Raw genomic sequence first — 20,744 nt, 5'->3', positions numbered from 1 at the left:
CTCATCGCCCGCGCGGCGCCAGGCAAGCGCCGGCCGCGATGTGGCGCGCCGAGACACACGAAATGAAAGCGGCGTGGCTCCAGGCCAGTTGTTTTGCCGAGGTCTGCGCGCCGCTGCGCTGGTCGAACTGTTCCGACAGATCACCGCCGGCCGGCGTGTACGCGCGCACGGTGGCGAGATAGGCGTCGCCGCAGTCCAGCCAATGGCGTGCATCGCCGCCCATCGCCGCCGCGGCGCGGAAACAGAACTCGGCGGCGCCGAGCGTCGAGAAGTAGTACGCGCCGCCTGAGTAGTACACGTCGCCGGCATACCGGCCCATCGCCGCGCCACGGCCTGCGTCGCGGCCGTGGTTGATGGGATAGGCCGCGTCGAACAGCGCGTCCAGGCGCGCCAGCGTAGCCTGCATGCGCAGATCGGCCGGTCCATGCGCGGCTTCGTCGCCGAGGCTGTGGATCGCCGACAGGATCACCGCGATGTCCAGCGCCTTCGGACTGGGCTGGCCGTCCGCCAGCGCACGTGAACGGTAATAGCCGCGCGTGGCGTCGCGATCGACCGACCGCTCGTCTCGTTCATCGACCCAGTAGTCGTCGAGCAGGCGCAGCACCGCGCGCGACTCCTCACGGCAGCGCTGCGCCTGCGCCTGCGCCGCGTCGCCCAAGCCATCCAGCCATGCCGCGCCTTCGGCCAGCGCGGCCGCCGAGACGCGCAGCGTGTAGTAGTGGTGGCCGAGCTCCTCCTCCCAGATGTCGTATGACGGCTCGCGCCAGCGACGCAGCGTGAAATCGATATCGAAGCGGATCAGCTCGGAGGCTTCCGCCAGCAGCGCCGCGTCGAGGTGCCCGCCGGCCGACCAGCGCAGCAGCGCCAGCGCGCGCAGCGGCGCACCGTCGTGCTGCGGGCGATTCCATCGGCAGACATCGAGCGTGCCGTCGGGGTTCACCCGTGTCTCGGCGGCCACCAGGTCGCCGAAAGCTGTCGCAAGGTCATGGTCCTCGCGCAGGTACTGCAAGAGCTCGGGGGCCACGCACGCGCTGCGGTCCTCCACCGCGGCAGCCGCGCGGCCGTCGAGCCGGTTCAAGTCCAGGCTGAAGCGGATGAAGTCCCGCAGGTGCTGCAGGGCTTCGTCGCCGATGCGCCCTTCGGCGTAGAGCAGGCGCAATGCATCGATGACGACGGCGGAATCGCGGAACCAGTGAAAGAAGTAGTCCGGGTCCGGGTTGTAGTCGGCGAGGACCGGCGAGGCCACGATGGCGCCGACGATCGGCCGCACGGTCTGGCCGAAGCCCGGCCGGTGCTTGACGACCGACACCGGCGAGATGCTGGACAGCATCGCCGTCGCCGAATGGCGCAGCTGCGTTTCGAGCCAGGACTCGAACGCCGGATCCGGCTGGCTCGCCACGCTGAAGGTCACGGTGCAGGCGACCCCAGATGCGGGCTGCTGAAGTCCAGGGCGCGCAACCCGGCCTGAACTTCGGGCACGCTCATGAACAGTTTCCACAGAAGACCCGTCCGATGGTTCTCCATCATCACGACGATCGGGCCCTGGTCGATGGCAAGGTAGGTGTCTGCGAACCAGCCTCGCTGCTCGCAGAATGCATCGACAAAGCCGTAGTCTCTCCACAGCCGCTCGCCGTGCGCGGTGAGGAAATGCCGCAGCACCCGCATCACCTCGGCCGGCGCGTACGGCAGGCTGGCCAGTGCGGCCGTCGGCGAGATGGTGCCGTTGTCGTTGTTCGGATCGTGCGCGAGATAACCATCGGGGTCGTCGCTCGCGGTCAGGCCCCAGCACGATTCCCCATAGCCCGGGTAGCCCCGCGGATTGGCGACGCAGTGGGCGCGGTTGATCCGCACGTGGCGGGTGTTGAGATCCCAGTAGTCGGCGTAGCGATCCTTCAGGCCGCGTGGATCGAGGCCGCAGAACGAGTAGTGCGCAAAGAACAGCGGGCCGGCGTTCGGCGGGCCCAGCGGCAGTTCGATGCCTTGGTACGAGTGGCCGTTGCGAAAGTCCGGGCCGGAGGCGAAACCGCGGTGGTAGACCTTCGGATCGATCGCATGGCGCGGCGCGGCCGCCGCCAGGAAGTAGGTGATCAGGCACTCGTTCCAGCCGTGCACCTCATGGTTCATCGCCCAGCCGTGGTTCGGGCTCCAGTGCCAGTACAGCACGTCACGCCCGCCCTGGGTGAACCAGTTCCATTCGACCTCGTGCCACAGCGTGTCGATGTCGGCGCGCAACCGGCGCGCCGCAGCCGTGTCCTCGCTGAAATACTGGCGAGCGCAGAGCAGGCCCATGCAGAGGAACGAGGTCTCGACCAGATCGCCGGCGTCGTCCTTCGGGCTCATCGGGATCGTCGCGCCGCTCGCCCCGTCCATGAAGTGCGGGAAGGCGCCGTGGTAGCGCTTGGCGCGCATGAGGGCGTCCCGCATGCGCCCCAGGCGCTCCAGCGCCGCGTCGCGCGTGACCCAGCCGCGCTCCACCGCGACGATCAAGGCCATGATGCCGAAGCCCGTGCCGCCGATCGCGACCCTCTCGTCGGCCAGGTCTTGGCCCGTGGCCGCCACGAGCGTGCGGCGGTCGAGCGCCAGGCCGCTGACGGCATCCGCACCGTCCCAGAAGTAGCGGAAGGTCTGCCGCTGCACGGCGTCGAGCAAGGCTTCATCGGGCAGGGCTGCAAGTGCCCTCGGGTTCCTGTCATCCTTCAGCACGAAGGGCTCCTTTCGTTGTCGTCTCGGTAACACGTTTGGTTTCACCGAATTGTCGGCAGCGCAACGCGGCCGATGCTCTCCGCCCGCAGCATGCCATCATTAAGGCCCTTGGGTTCTATTCGCAATCCCTGATGAGCCGCATCGATACCCTCATGGCCCGGATGACGCTAGCCGAAAAGCTGGGTCAACTGACGATGACTGCCTCCAGCTACACGGTCACCGGGCCGGTGCTCGCGGGGGACTCCACGCAGTCGATCATCGACGGCACTGTCGGCAATCTGCTGAACATGGTCGGCGCCGGCCCCACGCACGAGATGCAGCGGCTGGCCGTCGAGAAGTCACGGCTGGGCATTCCGCTGCTGATCGGCCTGGACATCATTCATGGCCATCGCACGCTCTTTCCGATTCCGCTTGCCGAAGCCGGCACCTTCGACGAAGACCTCTGGGAGCGCACGGCGCGCGAGGCCGCCCGCGAAGCCGCTGCCGACGGCTTGGCGATGACTTTCGCGCCGATGCTCGATGTGTCGCGCGATCCACGCTGGGGCCGCACCGCCGAGGGACCCGGCGAAGACCCCTGGCTGAACGCACGCATCGCAGAGGCCAAGGTGCGCGGCTTCCAGGGGGCCGACCTGTCTTCGGCCGAATCGCTGGCCGCCTGTGCGAAGCATTTCGTCGCCTACGGCGCAGTCAACGCGGGGCGGGAGTACGCCGCCGTGGACATCTCCGAGCGAACCTTGCGCGAGGTCCATCTGCCGGGCTTCGCAGCAGCGGTCCGCGCCGGCGTCGCCACGCTGATGCCCGCCTTCACCGATCTCAACGGCGTGCCGATGACGGCGCACATCCCCTTGCTGCGCGACTGGCTGCGCGGCGAGATGGGCTGGGACGGCGTCATCGTCAGCGACTACAACGCGATCGCGGAATTGATCAAGCATGGCGTCGCGGCCGATCTCGCCGATGCCGCGGTACTGGCGCTGAAGGCCGGCGTCGACATCGACATGATGGCCGACGCGTATCGCAAGGGTTTGCCGATCGCCCTCGAGCAGGGACGGGTGACGATCGAAGAGATCGACGCCAGCGTGCGCCGCGTGTTGCGGCTCAAGGAGCAGCTCGGCCTGTTCGACGACCCCTACCGCCGCGGCGCGACGCCGGAACCCCCAACGGTTGTCGCCGAGCGGCACGCGCTGTCGCGCGACGCCGCGCGCAAGGCCATCGTCATGCTCAAGAACGAGCGGGACACCCTCCCCTTGCCTGCTGCACCGAAGGCACTGTGTGTCATCGGCCCGCTGGCCGACGCAAGCACCGAGATGAAAGGCCCGTGGTGGGGTGCCGGCGAACACGAGCCGGCCGTCAGCGTGCTTGCCGGCTTGCGCGCCGCGCTGCCGCAGACCGACATACGCCATGCACCGGGCGTCGCCATCGAGAGTGACGACGACAGCGGCATCGAAGCTGCCGCCCTGCTGTGCGACGGCACCGACGCCGTCCTGCTGTGCCTGGGCGAGCGTGCCACGATGAGCGGCGAGGCGGCGAGCCGCGCCACGCCCGCGCTCCCCGGCCGCCAACAGGTTCTGGCCGAAGCGGTGATGGCACGTGCACACGCGCTCGGCATTCCTGTCGTCGTCGTCCTGTTCTCGGGCCGCCCGCTCGTCGTTCCCTGGCTGGCCGAACACGCCGATGCGCTGCTGGCTGCATGGTTCCTCGGCATCGAAGCCGGCCATGCGATTGCCGACGTGGTCACGGGCCGGGCAACGCCAAGCGGCCGCACGCCGATGAGCTGGCCGCGCGCCGTCGGGCAGGTGCCGATCCACTTCGGCGAGCGTCCCACCGGCCGGCCGATCAATCCGGCCGACTACTTCACGAGCAAGTACCAGGACGTCGAAAATACGCCGCTGTATGCCTTCGGCCACGGCTTGACTTACGGCCGGTTCATCTACGACGAGCTTCAGGTCCAGCCGCAGCGCGTGTGCGAGCAGGACACGCTGAAGGTCAGCGTCAAACTGCGCAACGTCGGCGTGCGCGAGGCTGAGGAGACCGTGTTCCTGTTCGTTCGCGGCAAGCTGAGCCGTGTCACCCGGCCCTTGCTGGAACTCAAGGGCTGCGCGAAGCTGCGATTGATGCCTGGTGAGGCCGGCTCGGTGAATCTGGAGCTGCCGGCGGCCGAGTTACGCTACCTGGGGCCGGACCTGCAGCCCTTGTTCCAGGCGGGCGAAGTCGAGATCCTCGTCGGGCCAAGTGCCGAGCAATCAGGCTTGCTGCGCCAGACCATCGAGTTGTACTGAAACCTTGCGGATGTCGTCGACGATGTCGGCGAAAGTCCAGATCCGAAGGCAGACAGGCCGTTCATCTACATCGGCTCTTCCAGCGACGCCCGCGCACAAGCCAGAAACGGCTCGATCAACGGACTGTCCCAATCGCTGCGCCAGCAAGCCGCAATCTCCATCCGCGCATCGACATTGCGCAACGGCCTGAACACCACGCCCGGCGGCCGACCGATCTGCGCGCAGGCGGGCAATATCGCCACGCCCTTCCCCGCCAGCACCAGCGCCAGTGCCGACATCATCGTCTCGACCCGCTGCGCGATCGGCATGCTGACGTCGTGCCGCCGCAGCAGCGAGGCGATGACCGATTTGTCGACGTCGCCCTCGGGCACGGGCAACCCGATGAGCGGCAGGCCCGAGAGCCGCGCCAGCGGAATGCTGGCCAGGCGCGCCAGCGGTGAGTCGGTGCGCACCGCGAGCATCAAGGGCTGGCTGCCGATGCGCTCGGCCGAAATGCCCGCCTGCGCAATGGGAGGAATGCAGATCGCCACCGACACGTCGGCGTTGGTGAGGGCCGCAATGTTGTTGACGGCGTTCAGCTCCGCATACTGGATTTCCACCTCCGGCAACCTGCGCCGCAATTCGTTTTCCAGCCGAGGCAGCACCAGGTAGGACAGCACGACCATCGTGCCGATGGTGAGCCGGCCCCGGCGGCCCGAGCCGACGGCGCGGGCCGCGTCGAAGCCTTCGTTGGCGAGCAGCAATGCCTCTTTCGCGCGCCGGAACAGCGCATTGCCCGCATCGGTAATTTCCATGCCGTGCGGCGCCCTTCGAAAGAGCGGCGTGCCCAGGGCCGCCTCGAGGTTCTTGATGTGCACCGACAGCGGCGGCTGCGCCATGTTGAGCCGGCGCGCGGCCTTGCCGACGCTGCGCTCCTCGGCAACGGCCACGAAATAGCGAAGGGTTCGAAGGTCTGGTGTAGCCATACGCTGTGCATATGCCTTTTCAAGAAAACAGTATTGGACGCCATGTGGCGGCGCATCAATCATTTGCGCATGAAAGAATTTCCCGTCCTTCCGAAGTCCGAGATCTGCGAGATGCCTGCAACAACCATGCGCAGGCTGGTCGCGCAGCGCGAGCTCTCGCCGGTGGAGATCGTCGAAGCGGTGCTGCGCCGCGCCGATGCGCTGCAGCCGCACCTGAACTGCTTCATCACGCTGTGCCATGAGCAGGCGCTGCAGCAGGCCCGGGAAGCCGAACAGGCGCTCATGCGCGGCGAGGCTTCGGGCCTGCTGCATGGCCTGCCCTTCACGGTGAAGGACATCGTCGACACGGCGAACGTGCGGACCACCTACGGCTCGCTGCTGCACCGCGATCATGTGCCCGCGAAAGACGCGGTGGCCGTGGCGCGAATGCGCGACGCCGGCGCCATCCTCATCGGCAAGACGACCTCGTCCGAATTCGGCGCCAAGTGCCTGACCGATGCGCCGCTGTTCGGCAGCACCCGCAACGCGTGGAATGCGTCGCGCACCAGCGGCGGCTCCAGCGGCGGCGCGGCGGCGTCGATGGCGGCGGGCATCGCACCGCTCGCGATTGCCACCGACGGCGGCGGCTCGACGCGCATTCCGGCCGCGTGCAACGGCGTGGTCGGCTTGAAGCAAAGCCTGGGCGTGGTGCCCCACAGCCAGGTGCAGGACGCGTTCGGCAACTACACCTACGTGACGCCCACCACGCGCAACGTGGCCGACACGGCACTGATGCTGCAAGCCATGACAGGCGCGCACGGGTCGGACCCGTGGTCGCTGGGCGTGCCGGCCCAGCGCTACTTCGACGATCTGCAGGCGGGCGGCGATCTTTGCGGCAAGCGCATTCTTTTCTGTGCGGCGCCCGCGGGTCGGCCGATTGCCGCGGACGTCGCATCCGCCTTCGAGGCCGCTCTCGCAACCCTGCAATCGATGGGCGCCGAGCTGGTGCCGATGTCCGGCGAAGGCTTCGACGTCGAGCCTGTGTGGCGCGTGATCAACCACACGAGCTGGCGCGGCCGCTTCGCCCCCATGGCCGAGGCGCACGGCGACCGGATGAGTCCGTCGCTGCTGCAGCAGTTGGCGCTGGCCGAGCATGTGGACGGCGTCGCATTCCAGCAAGCCATGTTCGCGCGGACTGCGTTGTTTCGCGACGTGCAGGCGCGGCTGGAGACGCACGATTTCATCTTCACGCCCACGCTGTCGCGTACGGCCCTCCCCATCGACCAGGACCTGTTCGGCAGCATCGAGATCGACGGCACGGCCTATGCCGAGGTGCGCGCGAACTGGTTCCCCTGGACGATGCCGTTCAACCTGACCGGACACCCCGCGATCAGCCTGCCCTGCGGCGCAGACCGCGATGGTCTGCCCATCGGCATGCAGCTGGTCGGCCGCTTTCGCGAAGACGCGCAACTGCTGCAGGCCGCCGCGTCGCTCGAAGCCGCTCACCGGCCGGCGAATCCGCTGCCTGTGCTGGCCTTCTGAAGCTTTCTTTTTTCTTCCAATTTTTCAACCAGCAGGTAGCCACCATGACCATGTTCCTGAAGACACTCGTGCTCGGCGCGTCGATCGCCCTGGCCGGTGCCGGCGCGCACGCCGACGACGCGCCCGTGCGCCTCATCATCGGTGTTCCACCGGGTGGCGCGCTCGACAACCTGTCGCGCTCCATCGCGGAGGAACTACGCGGCTCGCTCAAGGCGCCCGTTCTGGTGGAGAGCCGCCCCGGTGCGTCCACGCGCATTTCCATCGAGGCGGTGAAGACCGCGCGGCCCGATGGCCACACGATCCTCATCGGCGCCACACCGCCCTTCGTGCTGTTTCCGATGACCTACGCGCGGCTGAACTACGACGTCGACAAGGACTTCATTCCCCTCGCGCATCTGGCCAACGTGCCCAGTGTCGTTTCCACTGGCGCGAACCAGCCGTACAAGACGCTTCCCGAATACGTCGCGTGGGTCAAGAAGAACCCCGCCCAAGCCAGCGTGGGCATCACCAACCTCGGCGGCGGCCTGCACTTCAGCCTGTGGCAGCTGTCGAAGTCCATCGGCGTGCCGCTCGCGGCCGTCACCTACCGAGGCGGCGCGCCGCTGGCGACGGACATCATCGGCGACCACGTGCCACTCGGCGCCGACGCGCTGGCCAGCCAGCTGGAGCTGCACCGCTCGGGCAAGCTGCGCATCCTGGGCGTCGCGGGGACGAAGCGGCTGAGCTGGCTGCCCGATGTTCCGACCCTCAAGGAGTCCGGCTACGACGCCTTCGACCGCGCCAATGCGTCCTATGCCGCCTTCGTGCCGGCGGGCACGCCGAAGGAGGTGGTCGCAAAGCTCGAGGCGGCCTTCCTGGCCGCGATGCGCAGCCCGCAGGTGCGCGGCCAGCTCGAGCGCATGGGGCTCGAGGCGACGGGGCTGCCCGGCGCCGAAGTGACCCGTGCCATGAACGAAGACCGCGCGTACTGGCGCCCCATCGTCAAGGCTTCGGGCTTCAAGAGCGATGAATGAAGCGGTGACGGAAGACGAGGAAAGAGCCGCATGGGCGGTGCTCGTCGTTGCAAGCCTGGGTGCGCTCCTGTGCTTCCTGAACCTCAGCGCGCTCAACGTGGCACTGCCCTCGGTGGCGCGCAGCCTGCATGCCTCGCCCGCCCAGGCGAGCTGGATCCTGCTGTCCTACATGCTGGTCAGCACCGTCTGCATCCTCAGCTTCGGAAGACTGGCCGATTTGTGGGGGCGGCGGCCGCTCTTTCTCGCGGGGTTGGGCCTTTTCGTGATCGCGTGCGCGGCCTGCGCCGCCGCGACAAGCACCGGCGCGCTGCTGGTCTTTCGCGTCTGCCAGGCCGTGGGTGCGGCTGGCGTCATGGCCAACGCCAGCGCGTTGGTGGGCGATGCGTTCGGCCGCCAGAGGGTAGGCCTCGCACTCGGTGTGCTCGCCATGGTGGCCGCCCTGGCGCAGGTCGCGGGGCCGCTGGCCGGCGGCTTCGTCGTGTCGTGGTGGGGCTGGCGCGCTCTCTTCATGCTGAACGTGCCGGTCGGGCTGTGCGTGCTGGCCTTGTCGTGGCGGGTGCTGCCGAAGAGCGCGGCGGCCGGCAAGGCCGAGCGCTTCGACCTGGCCGGCGCCTTGCTGTCGCTCGCCGGGATCGGGGGCGTGAGCTATGCGCTCACGCTGGCGGCCGCGCACGGCTGGGCGAGCACGCCGGTGTGGACCTTCATGCTCGCCGGTCTTTGCGCCATCCTCGTGTTCGCCCGGGTGCAGCAGCGCGTGGCGAGCCCCCTGGTCGACCCGGCGCTGTTCAGGGACCCGGGGCGTCGCACCGCCTATGCGGGCATCCTTTTGCTGTCGATGTCGCAGGCTGCGCCCCTGCTGCTCGTGGCCCTGTATCTCCAGGCCTGCGCGGGCCTGGCACCGTCCGAGGCAGGCATGCGCATTGCGCCGGTCGCGCTGGGGATGTTGATGGCCGCGCCAACGGCCGGCAGCCTGATGCGGCGCTTCACGCCCGAAGCCATCTGCGTGGCGGGCCTGCTGCTCGCCGCGAGCGCACTGGCGCTGCTGGCAGCCATGCTGCGGCCGGCCATCGGCGCCGGGCAACTGGCCGCCTGCCTATGGATGCTGGGCCTGGGCATCGGGAGCTTCGTGACGCCGAACAACGTGTCGATCCTGCAAAGCGTGGTGCCCCAGCGCCGGGGTATTGCGAACGGCGTGCGCTCGACGCTGCAGAACACGGGGATCATGATCGGAACCGCCCTCATGCTGAGCGTGGCGATGGCCGGCCTGCCCTACAGCGCGCAGCTCTTGATTCTCAGGAACGGCGGCTCGGGCCTCTCGGGCGCCGATGTCGCCGCGTTCACCCAGGGTGCAAGAGCCGCTTTTGCCATGCTCGCCTGCCTTTGCCTTGCGGGTGCGGTTCTGATTGCAAGGCGCCAGCGCGCGGCGGCTTCTGTCATGGGCGCTTCGCGATCGCCTTGATTCCGAACCGGAAAGCCACGGGGCCAAGCCACGCCAGGAAGCATCAGACCAGCTGCAGTTCCTTCGGCGCCACCCCGTCGAACACCCGCTCGAGCTGTGCCGGCGACAACCCGTACATCCGCCTGAACAGCCCGCCGAACACCGCCCGGTATTCATTGAGCACCGGGTAGTCGCGGTTCTGGAACAGCGTGGCCTGCGACAGCGCCTGCTGCTCGCCCACGACGCGCCCGCCGGCCTGTGCCGAGAGGCCGCCGCCGAGCACCCAGTAGACAGTGCCGTGGCCATGGTCGGTGCCGCGGTTTCCGTTCTCGCGGAAGGTGCGGCCGAACTCGCTGATGACGACCACCACGGTCTGGCGCCAGGCCTCATCGCCCATTTCCTGGGCGAAGCCGGCGACGCCGCGGCCCAGTTCCTCGAAGCGGTTGGCGAGGTAGCCTCTGGCGCCGCCCTGCCCCACGTGCGTGTCCCAACCACCGACGTCGACAAAGCCGAGGTCGAAGCGCTCCCGCATGAGCAATGCCATGCGGCGTGCGACGAGCTCGAAGCCCTTGGCGCTCATGGCATTGCGGCTGGCTGCATCCATCTCGGCCTGCACCGCGCGCATCACCTCGTCGCGCACCTGAAAGCCCTCGGCCACCGGCTGCGCCAGCGGAGTGTTGCGGTACATGGCGGTGATGACCTGGCTCTGCCGCGCGTCGATACCTGCCCGCGCCGCGCCCGCGAGCGCCATGTTCGCGGCCTTGGCATCGCCGCGCAGCGCAATGGGCAGCTGATCCGTGAAAGCGATGGGCGACACGTCGGCCACCGGCCCCGCGCCGAGCACGCCAGCCAGCCGGTTGAGGAAACCCGAGCGGTAGTCGCGCTGCCTGCCGAGCGCCTGGCCGAGCTCGATGGAGTCCTGCGTTTCGAAGTGGCTGCGCGTGAGGTCGTCGGTGCCCGCAAAGGCGATGAACGACGCCTGCTTCCGCTGGAACAGCGGCATCACGCTTTGCGCGAGCGCGGGGTGCAGGCCCCAGTTGCTGTCGAGCGGCAGCGCACCGTTGGGCTCGCCCGGCCGCGCGATGGCGATGTTGGGCCGCGAGGCGTAGTAGAAATCGCTGGCGGTCGGCACCAGAAGGCTGGTGCAGTCGTAGGCACCGCGCAGGAACACGACCAGCAGCTTGGCGCCTTCGGCGGCGGGCGCGGCCATCAGCTGGCCGGCGGCGCCCGCGAACGGGGCGGCGGCCATGAGCTTGAACAGTTCTCGACGTTGCATGACGTGTGTCCTTTCCTGTGCCTTGCCCCTTCCCCTTCCCGGGAAAGAGAAAACCCATCACCGGCGCATCAACTCGGGCGAAGCCAGCAGGAAGGTGTTCCATTCCTGCGGGTTCTTCGCCCCTGCGAGCGCTTCGCGTGTTTCTGCACTCAGGCCGCCCTGCATCGCAAGGACCGCGCGCGATTCGGCCAGTTGCGGGAATGAAGGCTTCTCGAGCGGCGCCTTGTCGTCGGTGCGGAACAGCACCGCACCATTCGCCCCGATGGCCCGCGCGATTTCGAAGCGCGTGTTCATCTGCCCCGCACTGGCCCACGCCGCCTCGTTGAGCGGGTAGCCGTCGGGCGTCTCATGGCCATACAGCGTCTCGCCCATGCGGTTGATCCAGTTCAGCATCGGGGTCACGTTGAGTGCCACCCGGTCGTCATACGCCAGCCGCACGCCGGCCATCACATAGTGCACCGGGTCGCGAAACTTGCGGCCCAGCGAAGCCGCGAACTCCGGCGATTCGAACAGCGCCTTCAGCGTGACCGCGATATCGCCATCGCTGCGCGTGAAAGCGGCGGCCATGCGGTCGACCAGCGCCGGCGGCGGCTCGTCCGCCACGAAGTACACCGCAAGCTTGCGCGAGATGAAGTGCGCGGTGGCCGGCGCACGCGCCAGGCGGTCGAGCGCCTCGTCGGCTTCGGCCAGGCCGCGCGCCAGGATCGGCTGGCCCAGCAGTGTCTTGGGGCCGTAGTCGTGGCGGTTCGGGTTGAACTCGAACAAGCCCTGGCGCACGTAGCCGGCACGCACCGCCGGCCGGACGTTCGGCGGCGGCGCATCGGCGGGCTGCAGGCTCACGCCCACGCCGGTCAGCACGCGCGCCAGCTCCTGCACGTCGGCCTGCGAATAGCCGCCGCCCACGCCCAGCGTGTGCAGTTCCATCAGCTCGCGCGCGTAGTTCTCGTTGATGCGGTTGGCTGCGTTCTGCGCGTTGTCCAGGTAGCGCAGCATCGCGGGGTGATGCAGCGTGGCGCCGAGCAGGTCGCGGAACTTGCCGAGCGCATGCGGCCGGACGGCGTTCTCTTCATAGTCGCCGACCAGCGCGCGGATGTTGCCCTTGCGCAGATTGACATTGAAGTGGTTCATCCAGAACCAGGTCATCTGCTCCTGCAGCTGGTTCGGCGAATAGAGCGCGCGCAGAACGAAGCGCTGCTGGGCCTCGCGGACCAGCCCATTGAGTTGCTGCTGGTAGGCCTGCCGCGCGGCCTTCTTCTGCTCTTCGTCGGGCAGCGCATCGGCGGCCTTGCGCTGGGCCTCGAGGCCGATGACGAGCTGATCGAGCGGCGTACGCGAGAGGGTCATCGCGTCGATCTGCGCCTGGGCCGCGGGCGGCAATGGCAACGGTTGCGGCTTGAGCTGGTCGCCCATCCAGCGCGCGAGGCCGGTGCGGGACAGTTCGGCCTGGCTGCTGGCGTTCGCCCCCCAGGTCACGCGGTCGAGCCACTGCAACTGCGTGGCCGGGTTGTCGGCCACACGGTTCAGCGCCGTCAGCGGAGGTGGGTCCGTCCGAGGCGACCCGGTTGTGCAGGCCGCCAACGCCATGGCGGCCGACACCATGCAAAGACGGCCAAGATGCAGCATGGGACTCATCATGAACCGATCAACCCGCGCAAGGCAGGCCCGGTTGACCGTTCAACGCCGCCCGTCAGGTAAAGCTGGCGGTCAGCTTCGCATCAGGCCGAAACCGCGGGTCGACTCAGGCGCTTGCGACCGCACTCGGCTCCGCACCCGCAATCTGCTTCAGCGCCCGCTCGAACACCTCGACCGGCTGGCCGCCGGAAATCAGGTGCTGGTCGTTGATGATGATCGCGGGCACCGAGTGGATGCCTGCATCGATGTACATGCGTTCGCGCTCGCGGGTCTCGGCGGCGAACTCGTCGCTCGTCAGGATCTCTCGGGCGCGCGCCGCATCGAGCCCGGCCTCGGTGGCCGCGCGAACCAGCACGTCAGGATCCGACGGGTTCTGCCGGTCGGTGAAGTAGGCCTTCAGCAGCAGCTTCTTGAGTCCCGCCTGTTTGGCGGGGCTTTCGAGTTCGGCCCAGTGCAGCAAGCGGTGGGCGTTGAAGGTGTTGTAGACGCGCGGGCGGCCTTCGGGGCTGAAATCGAAACCCACCTCGGCCCCGCGTTGGCGGATCATCTCGCGCGACTGCGCTTGCTGCTCGCGCGTGGAGCCGTACTTCTGGTTCAGGTGCTCGAAGGTGTCCTGGCCCTCGGGCGGCATTTGCGGATTCAGCTCGAAGGGCTGGAAATGCAGCTCCGCCGTAACGTCCGGCGCCACACGCCGGAGCGCCGCCTCGAGGGAACTCAAGCCGACGGCGCACCAGGGGCAGGAGACATCGGAAACGAAATCGATCTTCAGGTGAGAGGTCATGGGCGCCATTCTTCATGGCGCCGACGCCCTTGGCGCGCGCAAGGTCTTCAGGCGGCTGCCTTGGCCAGGCGTGCGTCCACCAGCGTCTGCTCGCGCAGGCGGTCGTACTCGGGCTTGTCCACCGGCACCGCTTCGGGCTTGCCCAGGTCGTTCATGTGCACGCGGTAGGTTTCGCGCGCGGTCCACGCCGAGACAGCGGCAATGGCACAGATCGCCAGCGTGATGGCACCGACCACCAGCGGGATGTTGGCGGCGCCGGGAGGCGCGACCGCCACGAACAGCGCCGGCAGCAACGCGGTGATCGCGGTGCCGATGTTTTGCGAAATGGCCATGCCCGAGACGCGGGTGCGCGTGGGGAACATCTCCGGATAGAAGCTCGGGAACACGGCGTTGTAGCCCTGGTAGACCACGCCCCACATCAGCAGCGACATCACGATGGCCAGCGGCACGTTGTGTATGCTGATCGCGTACAGGTAGCCGAACGACAGCAGGCCCGAACCGAGGGCGCCGACGATGATCGGCAGGCGGCGGCCGACCTTGTCCGACAGGTTGCCCACGAACGGGATCACGATCACGGCCAGGATGTTGCCCATCACCGGAATCCAGAGGTAGATGTCTTTCTCGAAGTTGATGCCGTAGCCCGGCTGCACCGCATAGGCGGCACCGAAGATGGTCGCGACCACCGGAATCACGTTCATCAGGGAGCACAGCAGCACCCTCAGCATGTCGCGCCAGCTCTCGGTCACGGCCTGGATCACCGGCGCCTTCGGCACCGCTGCACTCTTCTCGACTTCGGCGAAGGCGGGCGTCTCCTCCACTTCCTTGCGGATGATGTAGCCGGCCACAATGACGATGAAGCTCAGCAGGAACGGAATGCGCCAGCCCCAGGCATTGAAGGCGTCCTTGTCCATGTAGTGCGCGAGCGGCAGGAACACAGCGGCCGCCATGATCTGCCCGGCCTGCACGCCCTGCAGCGTGAAGCTCGCGAAGAAGCCGCGGCGCCCGAACGGCGCGTGCTCCAGGATCATCGAACTCGCGCCGGAAATCTCGCCGGCCACCGCGAAGCCCTGGATCAGGCGCAGCACCACCAGCAGCGCGGGTGCCCACAGGCCGACCTGGTCATAGGTCGGCAGCAGGCCGACGGCAATGGTGGAAAAGCCCATCAGGAACATGCAGAGGATCAGCACGGTCTTGCGGCCGTGCGTGTCACCCCAGTGGCCCAGCAACACGGCGCCGATCGGCCGTGCGACATAACCCACGCCGTACGTCGCAAGCGACGCGATGATCGCGATCTGCGGATCGCCCTTCGGAAAGAAGATCTGCGGAAAGATCAGCGCCGCGGCGGTGGCGTAGATGAAGAAGTCGTAGTACTCCAGCGCCGAGCCGATCCAGCCGCTTGCGGTGGCCTTCTTCGACTGGTGCTTGCCTTTCGGCTCGTGGGCCGTGATGGTTGCCATGGTTTGTCTCCAGGGTTGACGAAAAAATTGCTTATTCCTGCGCCTGCGATGCCATGCGCGCGGGTGCGTTGAGGGCACCGTAGGCGTCGTAGCCTGCGGTGCGTTGTGCCAGTTCGAAGAAGAGACCGCCTTCGATGCTCTCGGTGTAGATGTGCAGGTAGTCGCCCGCCGGAGAGCGGTCGAACAGCACGCCTGCCGCGCGCATGCGTGCAACGAGCGCCGGGTCGAGGTCGATGCGGGTCGCCAGGTCGTCGTAGTAGTTGTCCGAAATGGGCACGAAGCGCGTGCCGGCGGCGCGCAGCCGCTCCACGCTCTCGAAGATATCGTTGCAGCGCAGTGCGATGTGGTGCACCGCGCCGCCACCGGTCACGCTCAGCGTGCGCGCGGTGCGGGTGCGCTGGCTCAGCGACACGTTGAGCACCAGCCGCACGCTGCGCGCGGCATCGGCCACGCCGCGGCTGCGGATCAGGCCGAACGGGTCGGCCAGCTCCAGGCTCTCGCCCGGCTCCAGCCCCAGCACCGCGCGCGAAAACAGCACCCAGGTATCGAGCTGGTCCACCGCCAAGCCAAGCGCCACGTGGTCGATCTGCGTCAGGCCCGCATCGCCGACGTGCGCTGCCGTGTCTTCTTCGAGAATGAAGTCGGCCTCGTACAGGCCGTTGGCGCCCAGTGCTTCGGACACGAAGTGAACGAGATTGCCGCCCGGCGCGACGATGGCGGGCACGCGCAATTCGTTCGGCCCGACCGGGCTGTCGTGGCGCTGCGAGCGCATGCCGGTGGCACGTTCCACGGCCGCCAGCGGATCGGCGCAGCGCACACCCAGCGCGCAGACCGAGGTGCCGTGCGCATCGAAGCGGCTGCGTGCGAACGAGTCGGGCTGCGCGTTGACGATCAGGTTGATCTCGCCTTGGCGGTACAGCACCACGGCCTTGGAACGGTGCCGGCCGACGCGGCGGAAACCGAGCTGTCCCAGCAGCGTGCCGAGCGTCTTGGCGGAAGTTTCATCGGCCGCGAACTCGATGAACGACAGGCCCGAAAGGGCCGGTACGGGCGGCGGGGTGAACAGTTCGATGCACGGCGTCCGCGCGGGCGCATCGGCCGCCGATGCGAGCCGCCGGTGGGCTTCGCTTTCGAGGTACAGCAGCGAGCGCATTGCGTCCACGGCGGTGCGCCGATTCGGCGTCTCGCGGAAGACGTCGTTGAAGATTTCGAGCGACAGCGGCCCGGTGTAGCCCGCGCGCAGCACCTGCTCGAAGAAGCCGATCACGTCCAGATCGCCCTGCCCCGGGAACGAGCGGTGGTGGCGGGCCCACTGCAGCACGTCCATCGAAAGCAGCGGCGCGTCGGCCATCTGCAAGAAGAAGATCTTGTCGCCCGGAATGGCGGCGATGCCCGTGGGATCGTCCTTCAGCGACAGCGTGTGGAAGCTGTCGAGAATCAACCCGAGGTTCGGGTGATCCGCCTCGCGCACGATGTTCCAGGCCTGGCCGTAGAGCGACGTGAAGCGGCCCCAGGCCAGTGCCTCGAAACCCACGCGCAGCTCGCGGCGGGCGGCGCGCTCCGCCAACTCGTGCAATTGGGCCGCGGCAAGCGACGGGTCGTCGATGGCCAGCGCGGAGGTATTGGAGCAGCACAGCATCAGCGGCGCGCCCATGGCTTCCATCAGGTCGAACTTGCGCTCGGCGCGCTCCAGGCTGCGCCGGAACTGCGCCTCGGGCATGGCCTCGAAATCGCGGAACGGCTGGTACAGGTCGATCGAGAGGCCGAGGTCCGACGCGATGCGGCGCAGCTCGGCGGCGCTGCCCTTGAAGTTGACGAAGTCGCTCTCGAACAGCTCGATGCCGTCGAAGCCCGCAGCCGAAACGGCTTCGAGCTTCTGGCGCAGCGTGCCGCTGAGAGAGACGGTGGCAATGGAGCGGTGCATGGGAGCCGACTGTAGAAACACCACGCGCCGCCCACAATGCTTTACGCCCCTCCACCGTTCGATAATCGCACGCCTACGTGCATTCTTCGCGCGAAATAGGGGTTAGACCTAGGCCAACCCGCACCGAGCGCGAGCCGATTTTTCAGAGACTGCGCCAGTAATCGATCAGCAGTTGGGCGAATTCGACCGGCCGCTCCACCGCGCTGAGGTGGGCCGCGTCGATGGTGGCCAGGCGCGCACCGGGAATGGCAGCCACCATGGCTTCGGACATGACCAGCGGCGTGGCTTCGTCCTGCAGCCCTGCGATGACCAGCGTGGGCACCGCGATGCGGCGGTTGCTCTCGCGAAAGTCGATGGCGGCCACGGCGTTGCAGCTTTCGATATAGCCCTGCGGGTCGGTGCGCACCAGCACCTCGTTCAACGCCTGGGCGGCGGCCTTGCCTTCCCCGGTCGTGACATAGCCGGGCGTCAGCCAGCGGGAAACGGCGCCCGGCGCGATCGCCGCGACGCCCTTGCCGGCCACCGTTTCGACGCGCGCGCGCCAGGGCGATGGGTCGGAATAGTGCGCCGACGAATTCGCGATCACCACGCTGCGCAGCAGTTCAGGGTGCCGAACCGCGAGCGCTTGCGCGGTCATGCCGCCCATCGAGAGGCCGACGAAGTGCACCGGCTCTCCGCCCGCCTCGCGCTGGATGAGTTCCGCGACGTCTTGTGCCAGCGTCTCGACGCGCAGCGCGCCCGGCACCACCTCCGAGCTGCCGTGGTTGCGGTGGTCGTAGCGGATCACGGTATGGCCGCGCGCAAGCTGCTCGGCCACACCGTCCCACATGTGCAGGTCGCAGCCGAGCGCATGGCTCAGCACGACGAAGGGGCCGCTGCCTTCGCGGACGATGTTCAAACGGGTCATGGTGATTCCTTTATCGGGTGTGGAGACAGGCGCGGCAGCCAGAAGAATGCGATGGCCAGCAGCACGCAGCCCGCGAGCAGCATCGGCACGACCATCGGCCAGGCACCGTTCGAGAAACCGGTGTCGACGAACTGTGCCGCAATCTGGCCGACGCTGAATGCGACCATCATCATGCCGAACCCCGACCACGAGACGGCCCGCCCCGCCAGGTGCGGCAGGTCGCCCACCGCACCGGCCTGTCCGCAGGGCTGGTGAATGCCGTGGCCGAGGCAATAGACCGCGTGGCCCGCGAGCAGCGGCACGGCGCTGTGCGGCGCCAGCCAGCAGCCCAGCGCCTGGATCGTTGCGCCGGCAATGCTCAGCACGGCGCCGAGCTGCACGGTGCGCACCGGCCCGCGCTTGCGCAGCAGCCGCCGGCACAGGGTGGTGCTGAAGATGTAGACCAGCGAGCCGCCGGCCGGAATCCAGCCGTACATCGCGGGCGACCAGCCCAGGTAGCCGATGTAGACCATCGGCGACAGCAGCAGGAAGCAGAACAGGCCGCCGTAGGTGGTTGCGGCCACCGAGGCCCAGGCCCGAAAGCTGCGGCTCGCGAACACGGCACGGGCGCTGCCGCGCGGCGCCGACACGTCGCCCGCCAGCGGCCGCCGCGTTTCGCCGAACGAACGCCAGCAGAGCGCAAGAAGCACCAACGCATAGAGCGCCATCGACGCCATCACCCAGCGCCAGCCGGCCCCCTGCACCAGCCATGCGCCCACGAGCGGCGCCAGCAGCCCGACCACGCCCAGGCCCGTGAGTCCGCGCGCCATGACATGCGGCCCCTCGTGCGCGGGGTACAGGTCGCGCACCGCGGCACGCGCGCACACCAGGATGGCGGCCATCGAAAATCCCTGCAGCGTGCGCCAGCCCGCGAGCACTGCCACGCTGCCGGCGAACGCACCGCCTGATGCGGCAACGACGTAGCACCCGAGCCCGGCCAGCAGCACCGGCCGGCGGCCGAAACGGTCGGCGAGCGGGCCGCACAGCAATTGCGCAAAGCCGAAGGCCAGCACGAACAGCGTGAGGCTGGTGCTGGCCGAACCCAGTTCCTTCGCGATGGCGGGCAGCGCCGGCAGGTAGCTGTCGGTGGCCACGGGCTGCGCCGCCAGGAGCAGCGGCAGCAGCAAGGTGAAGCCGAGCTCGAAGCGGCCCTTGCGGGTACGGCTCGGCCCGGTCACTTCGGGGCCGCTGCCAGCAGGCCCTTCTCGCGCAGGATGCCGGTGGCAATGCCGAATGCGTGGTTGGCCACCGGCACGCCGCAATAGATGGCCGCCATCATGATGACTTCCTTGATGTCCTCGGGCGTCAGGCGCGATTCGGGCGGGCCGTCGAGCGCCGCGCGCACGTGCATCGCGAATTCTTCGTAGGCGTGAATGCCCAGCATCATCGACAGCACCATGTAGCGCCGCGTCTTGTCGCCGAGCGCAGGCCGGCCCCAGATGTCGTTCCAGGCGTGGCGCGTGATCAGTTCCTGGAATTCGGCATTGAACTCGTTGCGGTTGGCCAGCGACTTGTCGACCCACGCGTCGCCGAGCACGCGGCGCCGGTTGACGAGGCCCGCTTCGTAGTCGCCGGCGGGAGGTGTGCTTGCATCGGTCATCGGGATTTTTCTTTCGCAGTCAGTTGGGCGCGCAAGGCCGCCACCTGGCGCAGCGCGGTCTCGCCGGCGAGCTCGGCCAGGGCGGGGTCGAACCATTCGTCGGCGGCCTCGCGCGGCAATTCCGCACGCAGCGTGTCGATGTTGGCACGCATGCGTGCCGCGTCGATCTGCAGGCCCGGCAGCGCGCCGGCCAATGCGCGCACGCTGCCGTGCGCGGACATCAGCAGCTGCGGCCACTCGGCCAGCTCGGCCTGCCAGCCACCGAGCGCACGCTCGTGCTCCTGCGGCATCGCGGCCAGCAGCGCAGCCACGCGCTGGGGCGCACGCTGCGCCGCGGCCAGCGCAACCATGGCCGCCACGGGGTTGCGCTTGTGCGGCATCGCCGAAGAACTGCCGCGGCCCGGTTCGGTGGGTTCGGCCACCTCGCCGACTTCGTACTGGCCCATGAGCGAAATGTCGCGCGCGATCTTGCCCAGGCTGCCCACGAGCAGGCCCAGCTCGCAGCCGAGCGCCACCCATTCGTCGCGCTGCGTGTGCCAGGTGGCTCCGGCATTGCCCAGGCCGAGTTCGTCCACCACGCGCTGCACGACGGCCGGGCCCTGCCCCTTCATCTGCGAGAGCGTGCCGACCGCGCCGCCGAGCTGCACGTTCAGCGCGTGGCGCGCGGCCGTTCGCAGGCGCTCGCGGCTGCGCACCAGCGGCGCGGCCCAGCCTGCGCACTTGAGGCCGAAGCTCGTGACCGACGCCGGCTGCATCAGCGTGCGCGCAAGAATCGGCGTGGCCGCATGCTGCGTGGCGTGCTGCAGCAGCGCCTCGATAGCGCGGTCGACATCGGCTTCGATCAGCGCGATGCCTTCACGCGTGACCAGCGCCATGGCCGTGTCGATCACATCCTGGCTGGTGCTGCCGAAATGCACGAAGGGCACGGCCTCGGGGTTGAACAGGCCCACGGCCTCTTTCAGTGCCTTGACGAGCGGAATCGCGACGCTGCCCGCGCGGCCGCTGTCGCGCACGATCTTGGCCACGTCGAACAGTTCGACCTTGCAGCTGCCGACAATCGAATGGGCGGCCGATTCGGGCACCAGCCCGAGTGCGGCCTGGGCGCGCGTGAGCGCCGCCTCGAAGCGCAGCATGGCATCGACGAAATTGCGGTCGCTGAAGGCTGAAAGCGTCTCGGAGGTGGAAAGAAAGCCTTCAAAAATACTCATGGTG

At 68.2% G+C, this 20,744-nt stretch carries 16 protein-coding genes; 4 read left to right on the top strand and 12 right to left on the bottom strand.

Annotated elements, in window-relative coordinates; all coding sequences use genetic code 11:
- Position 1 precedes the first annotated feature (1 nt).
- Complete coding sequence (locus tag QFZ42_RS06720) at positions 2–1,411, bottom strand: glycoside hydrolase family 15 protein (protein ID WP_307700214.1); 1,410 nt, start codon at positions 1,409–1,411, stop codon at positions 2–4.
- A complete protein-coding gene (locus tag QFZ42_RS06715; RefSeq protein WP_307700213.1) occupies positions 1,408–2,703 on the bottom strand; it encodes a glucoamylase family protein in 1,296 nt (431 codons plus the stop codon). The genes QFZ42_RS06720 and QFZ42_RS06715 overlap by 4 nt, the downstream gene beginning before the upstream one ends.
- Before the next feature lie 131 nt (positions 2,704–2,834).
- Here QFZ42_RS06715 and QFZ42_RS06710 point away from each other — a divergent pair, with 131 nt between their 5' ends.
- Complete coding sequence (locus QFZ42_RS06710) at positions 2,835–4,979, top strand: glycoside hydrolase family 3 N-terminal domain-containing protein (protein WP_307700212.1); 2,145 nt, start codon at positions 2,835–2,837, stop codon at positions 4,977–4,979.
- 65 nt (positions 4,980–5,044) lie between these two features.
- On the opposite strand, the gene QFZ42_RS06705 is transcribed toward QFZ42_RS06710, so the two are convergent.
- Complete coding sequence (locus tag QFZ42_RS06705; protein WP_307700211.1) at positions 5,045–5,944, bottom strand: LysR family transcriptional regulator; 900 nt, start codon at positions 5,942–5,944, stop codon at positions 5,045–5,047.
- 69 nt (positions 5,945–6,013) lie between these two features.
- Here QFZ42_RS06705 and QFZ42_RS06700 point away from each other — a divergent pair, with 69 nt between their 5' ends.
- The 3 genes from QFZ42_RS06700 to QFZ42_RS06690 are packed head-to-tail and all read left to right on the top strand — an operon-like array spanning position 6,014 to position 9,937.
- Complete coding sequence (locus QFZ42_RS06700) at positions 6,014–7,465, top strand: amidase (protein ID WP_307700210.1); 1,452 nt, start codon at positions 6,014–6,016, stop codon at positions 7,463–7,465.
- Between the two features lie 44 nt (positions 7,466–7,509).
- Complete coding sequence (locus QFZ42_RS06695) at positions 7,510–8,478, top strand: tripartite tricarboxylate transporter substrate-binding protein (protein ID WP_307700209.1); 969 nt, start codon at positions 7,510–7,512, stop codon at positions 8,476–8,478.
- On the top strand, positions 8,471–9,937 hold the full coding sequence (locus QFZ42_RS06690) for an MFS transporter (RefSeq protein WP_307700208.1): 1,467 nt from the start codon (positions 8,471–8,473) through the stop codon (positions 9,935–9,937). The genes QFZ42_RS06695 and QFZ42_RS06690 overlap by 8 nt, the downstream gene beginning before the upstream one ends.
- A 43-nt stretch (positions 9,938–9,980) precedes the next feature.
- On the opposite strand, the gene QFZ42_RS06685 is transcribed toward QFZ42_RS06690, so the two are convergent.
- The 9 genes from QFZ42_RS06685 to pcaB form a co-directional block, all read right to left on the bottom strand.
- The gene (locus tag QFZ42_RS06685; protein WP_307700207.1) at positions 9,981–11,192 is read right to left on the bottom strand and encodes a DUF1501 domain-containing protein; all 1,212 of its coding nucleotides are present in this window, start codon (positions 11,190–11,192) and stop codon (positions 9,981–9,983) included.
- Between the two features lie 57 nt (positions 11,193–11,249).
- Positions 11,250–12,815: a DUF1800 domain-containing protein gene (locus QFZ42_RS06680; RefSeq protein ID WP_373423312.1), complete on the bottom strand. Its 1,566-nt coding sequence runs from the start codon at positions 12,813–12,815 to the stop codon at positions 11,250–11,252.
- 115 nt (positions 12,816–12,930) lie between these two features.
- The gene (locus QFZ42_RS06675; protein ID WP_307700206.1) at positions 12,931–13,614 is read right to left on the bottom strand and encodes a DsbA family oxidoreductase; all 684 of its coding nucleotides are present in this window, start codon (positions 13,612–13,614) and stop codon (positions 12,931–12,933) included.
- A gap of 38 nt (positions 13,615–13,652) precedes the next feature.
- Complete coding sequence (locus tag QFZ42_RS06670) at positions 13,653–15,062, bottom strand: MFS transporter (RefSeq protein ID WP_307700205.1); 1,410 nt, start codon at positions 15,060–15,062, stop codon at positions 13,653–13,655.
- A 31-nt stretch (positions 15,063–15,093) separates the two neighbouring features.
- Positions 15,094–16,986 carry a bifunctional sugar phosphate isomerase/epimerase/4-hydroxyphenylpyruvate dioxygenase family protein gene (locus QFZ42_RS06665; protein WP_307700204.1) on the bottom strand — a complete coding sequence of 631 codons (1,893 nt, stop codon included), beginning with the start codon at positions 16,984–16,986 and terminating at the stop codon, positions 15,094–15,096.
- Positions 16,987–17,128: 142 nt separating this feature from the next.
- Positions 17,129–17,893, bottom strand: a complete 765-nt coding sequence (locus tag QFZ42_RS06660; RefSeq protein WP_307700203.1) for an alpha/beta fold hydrolase — start codon at positions 17,891–17,893, stop codon at positions 17,129–17,131.
- Positions 17,890–19,110, bottom strand: a complete 1,221-nt coding sequence (locus QFZ42_RS06655; protein ID WP_307700202.1) for a Bcr/CflA family efflux MFS transporter — start codon at positions 19,108–19,110, stop codon at positions 17,890–17,892. Before QFZ42_RS06655 ends, QFZ42_RS06660 begins: the two co-directional genes overlap by 4 nt.
- On the bottom strand, positions 19,107–19,532 hold the full coding sequence (locus QFZ42_RS06650) for a carboxymuconolactone decarboxylase family protein (protein WP_307700201.1): 426 nt from the start codon (positions 19,530–19,532) through the stop codon (positions 19,107–19,109). Before QFZ42_RS06650 ends, QFZ42_RS06655 begins: the two co-directional genes overlap by 4 nt.
- The gene (gene pcaB, locus QFZ42_RS06645) at positions 19,529–20,740 is read right to left on the bottom strand and encodes a 3-carboxy-cis,cis-muconate cycloisomerase (RefSeq protein ID WP_307700200.1); all 1,212 of its coding nucleotides are present in this window, start codon (positions 20,738–20,740) and stop codon (positions 19,529–19,531) included. The genes QFZ42_RS06650 and pcaB overlap by 4 nt, the downstream gene beginning before the upstream one ends.
- Between the last annotated feature and the right edge of the window lie 4 nt (positions 20,741–20,744).

Source organism: Variovorax paradoxus (assembly GCF_030815855.1).
Lineage (GTDB): Bacteria > Pseudomonadota > Gammaproteobacteria > Burkholderiales > Burkholderiaceae_C > Variovorax > Variovorax paradoxus_M.
The sequence above is the reverse complement of the archived record's forward strand: the minus strand, read 5'-3'. Positions and strand labels throughout refer to the sequence as shown.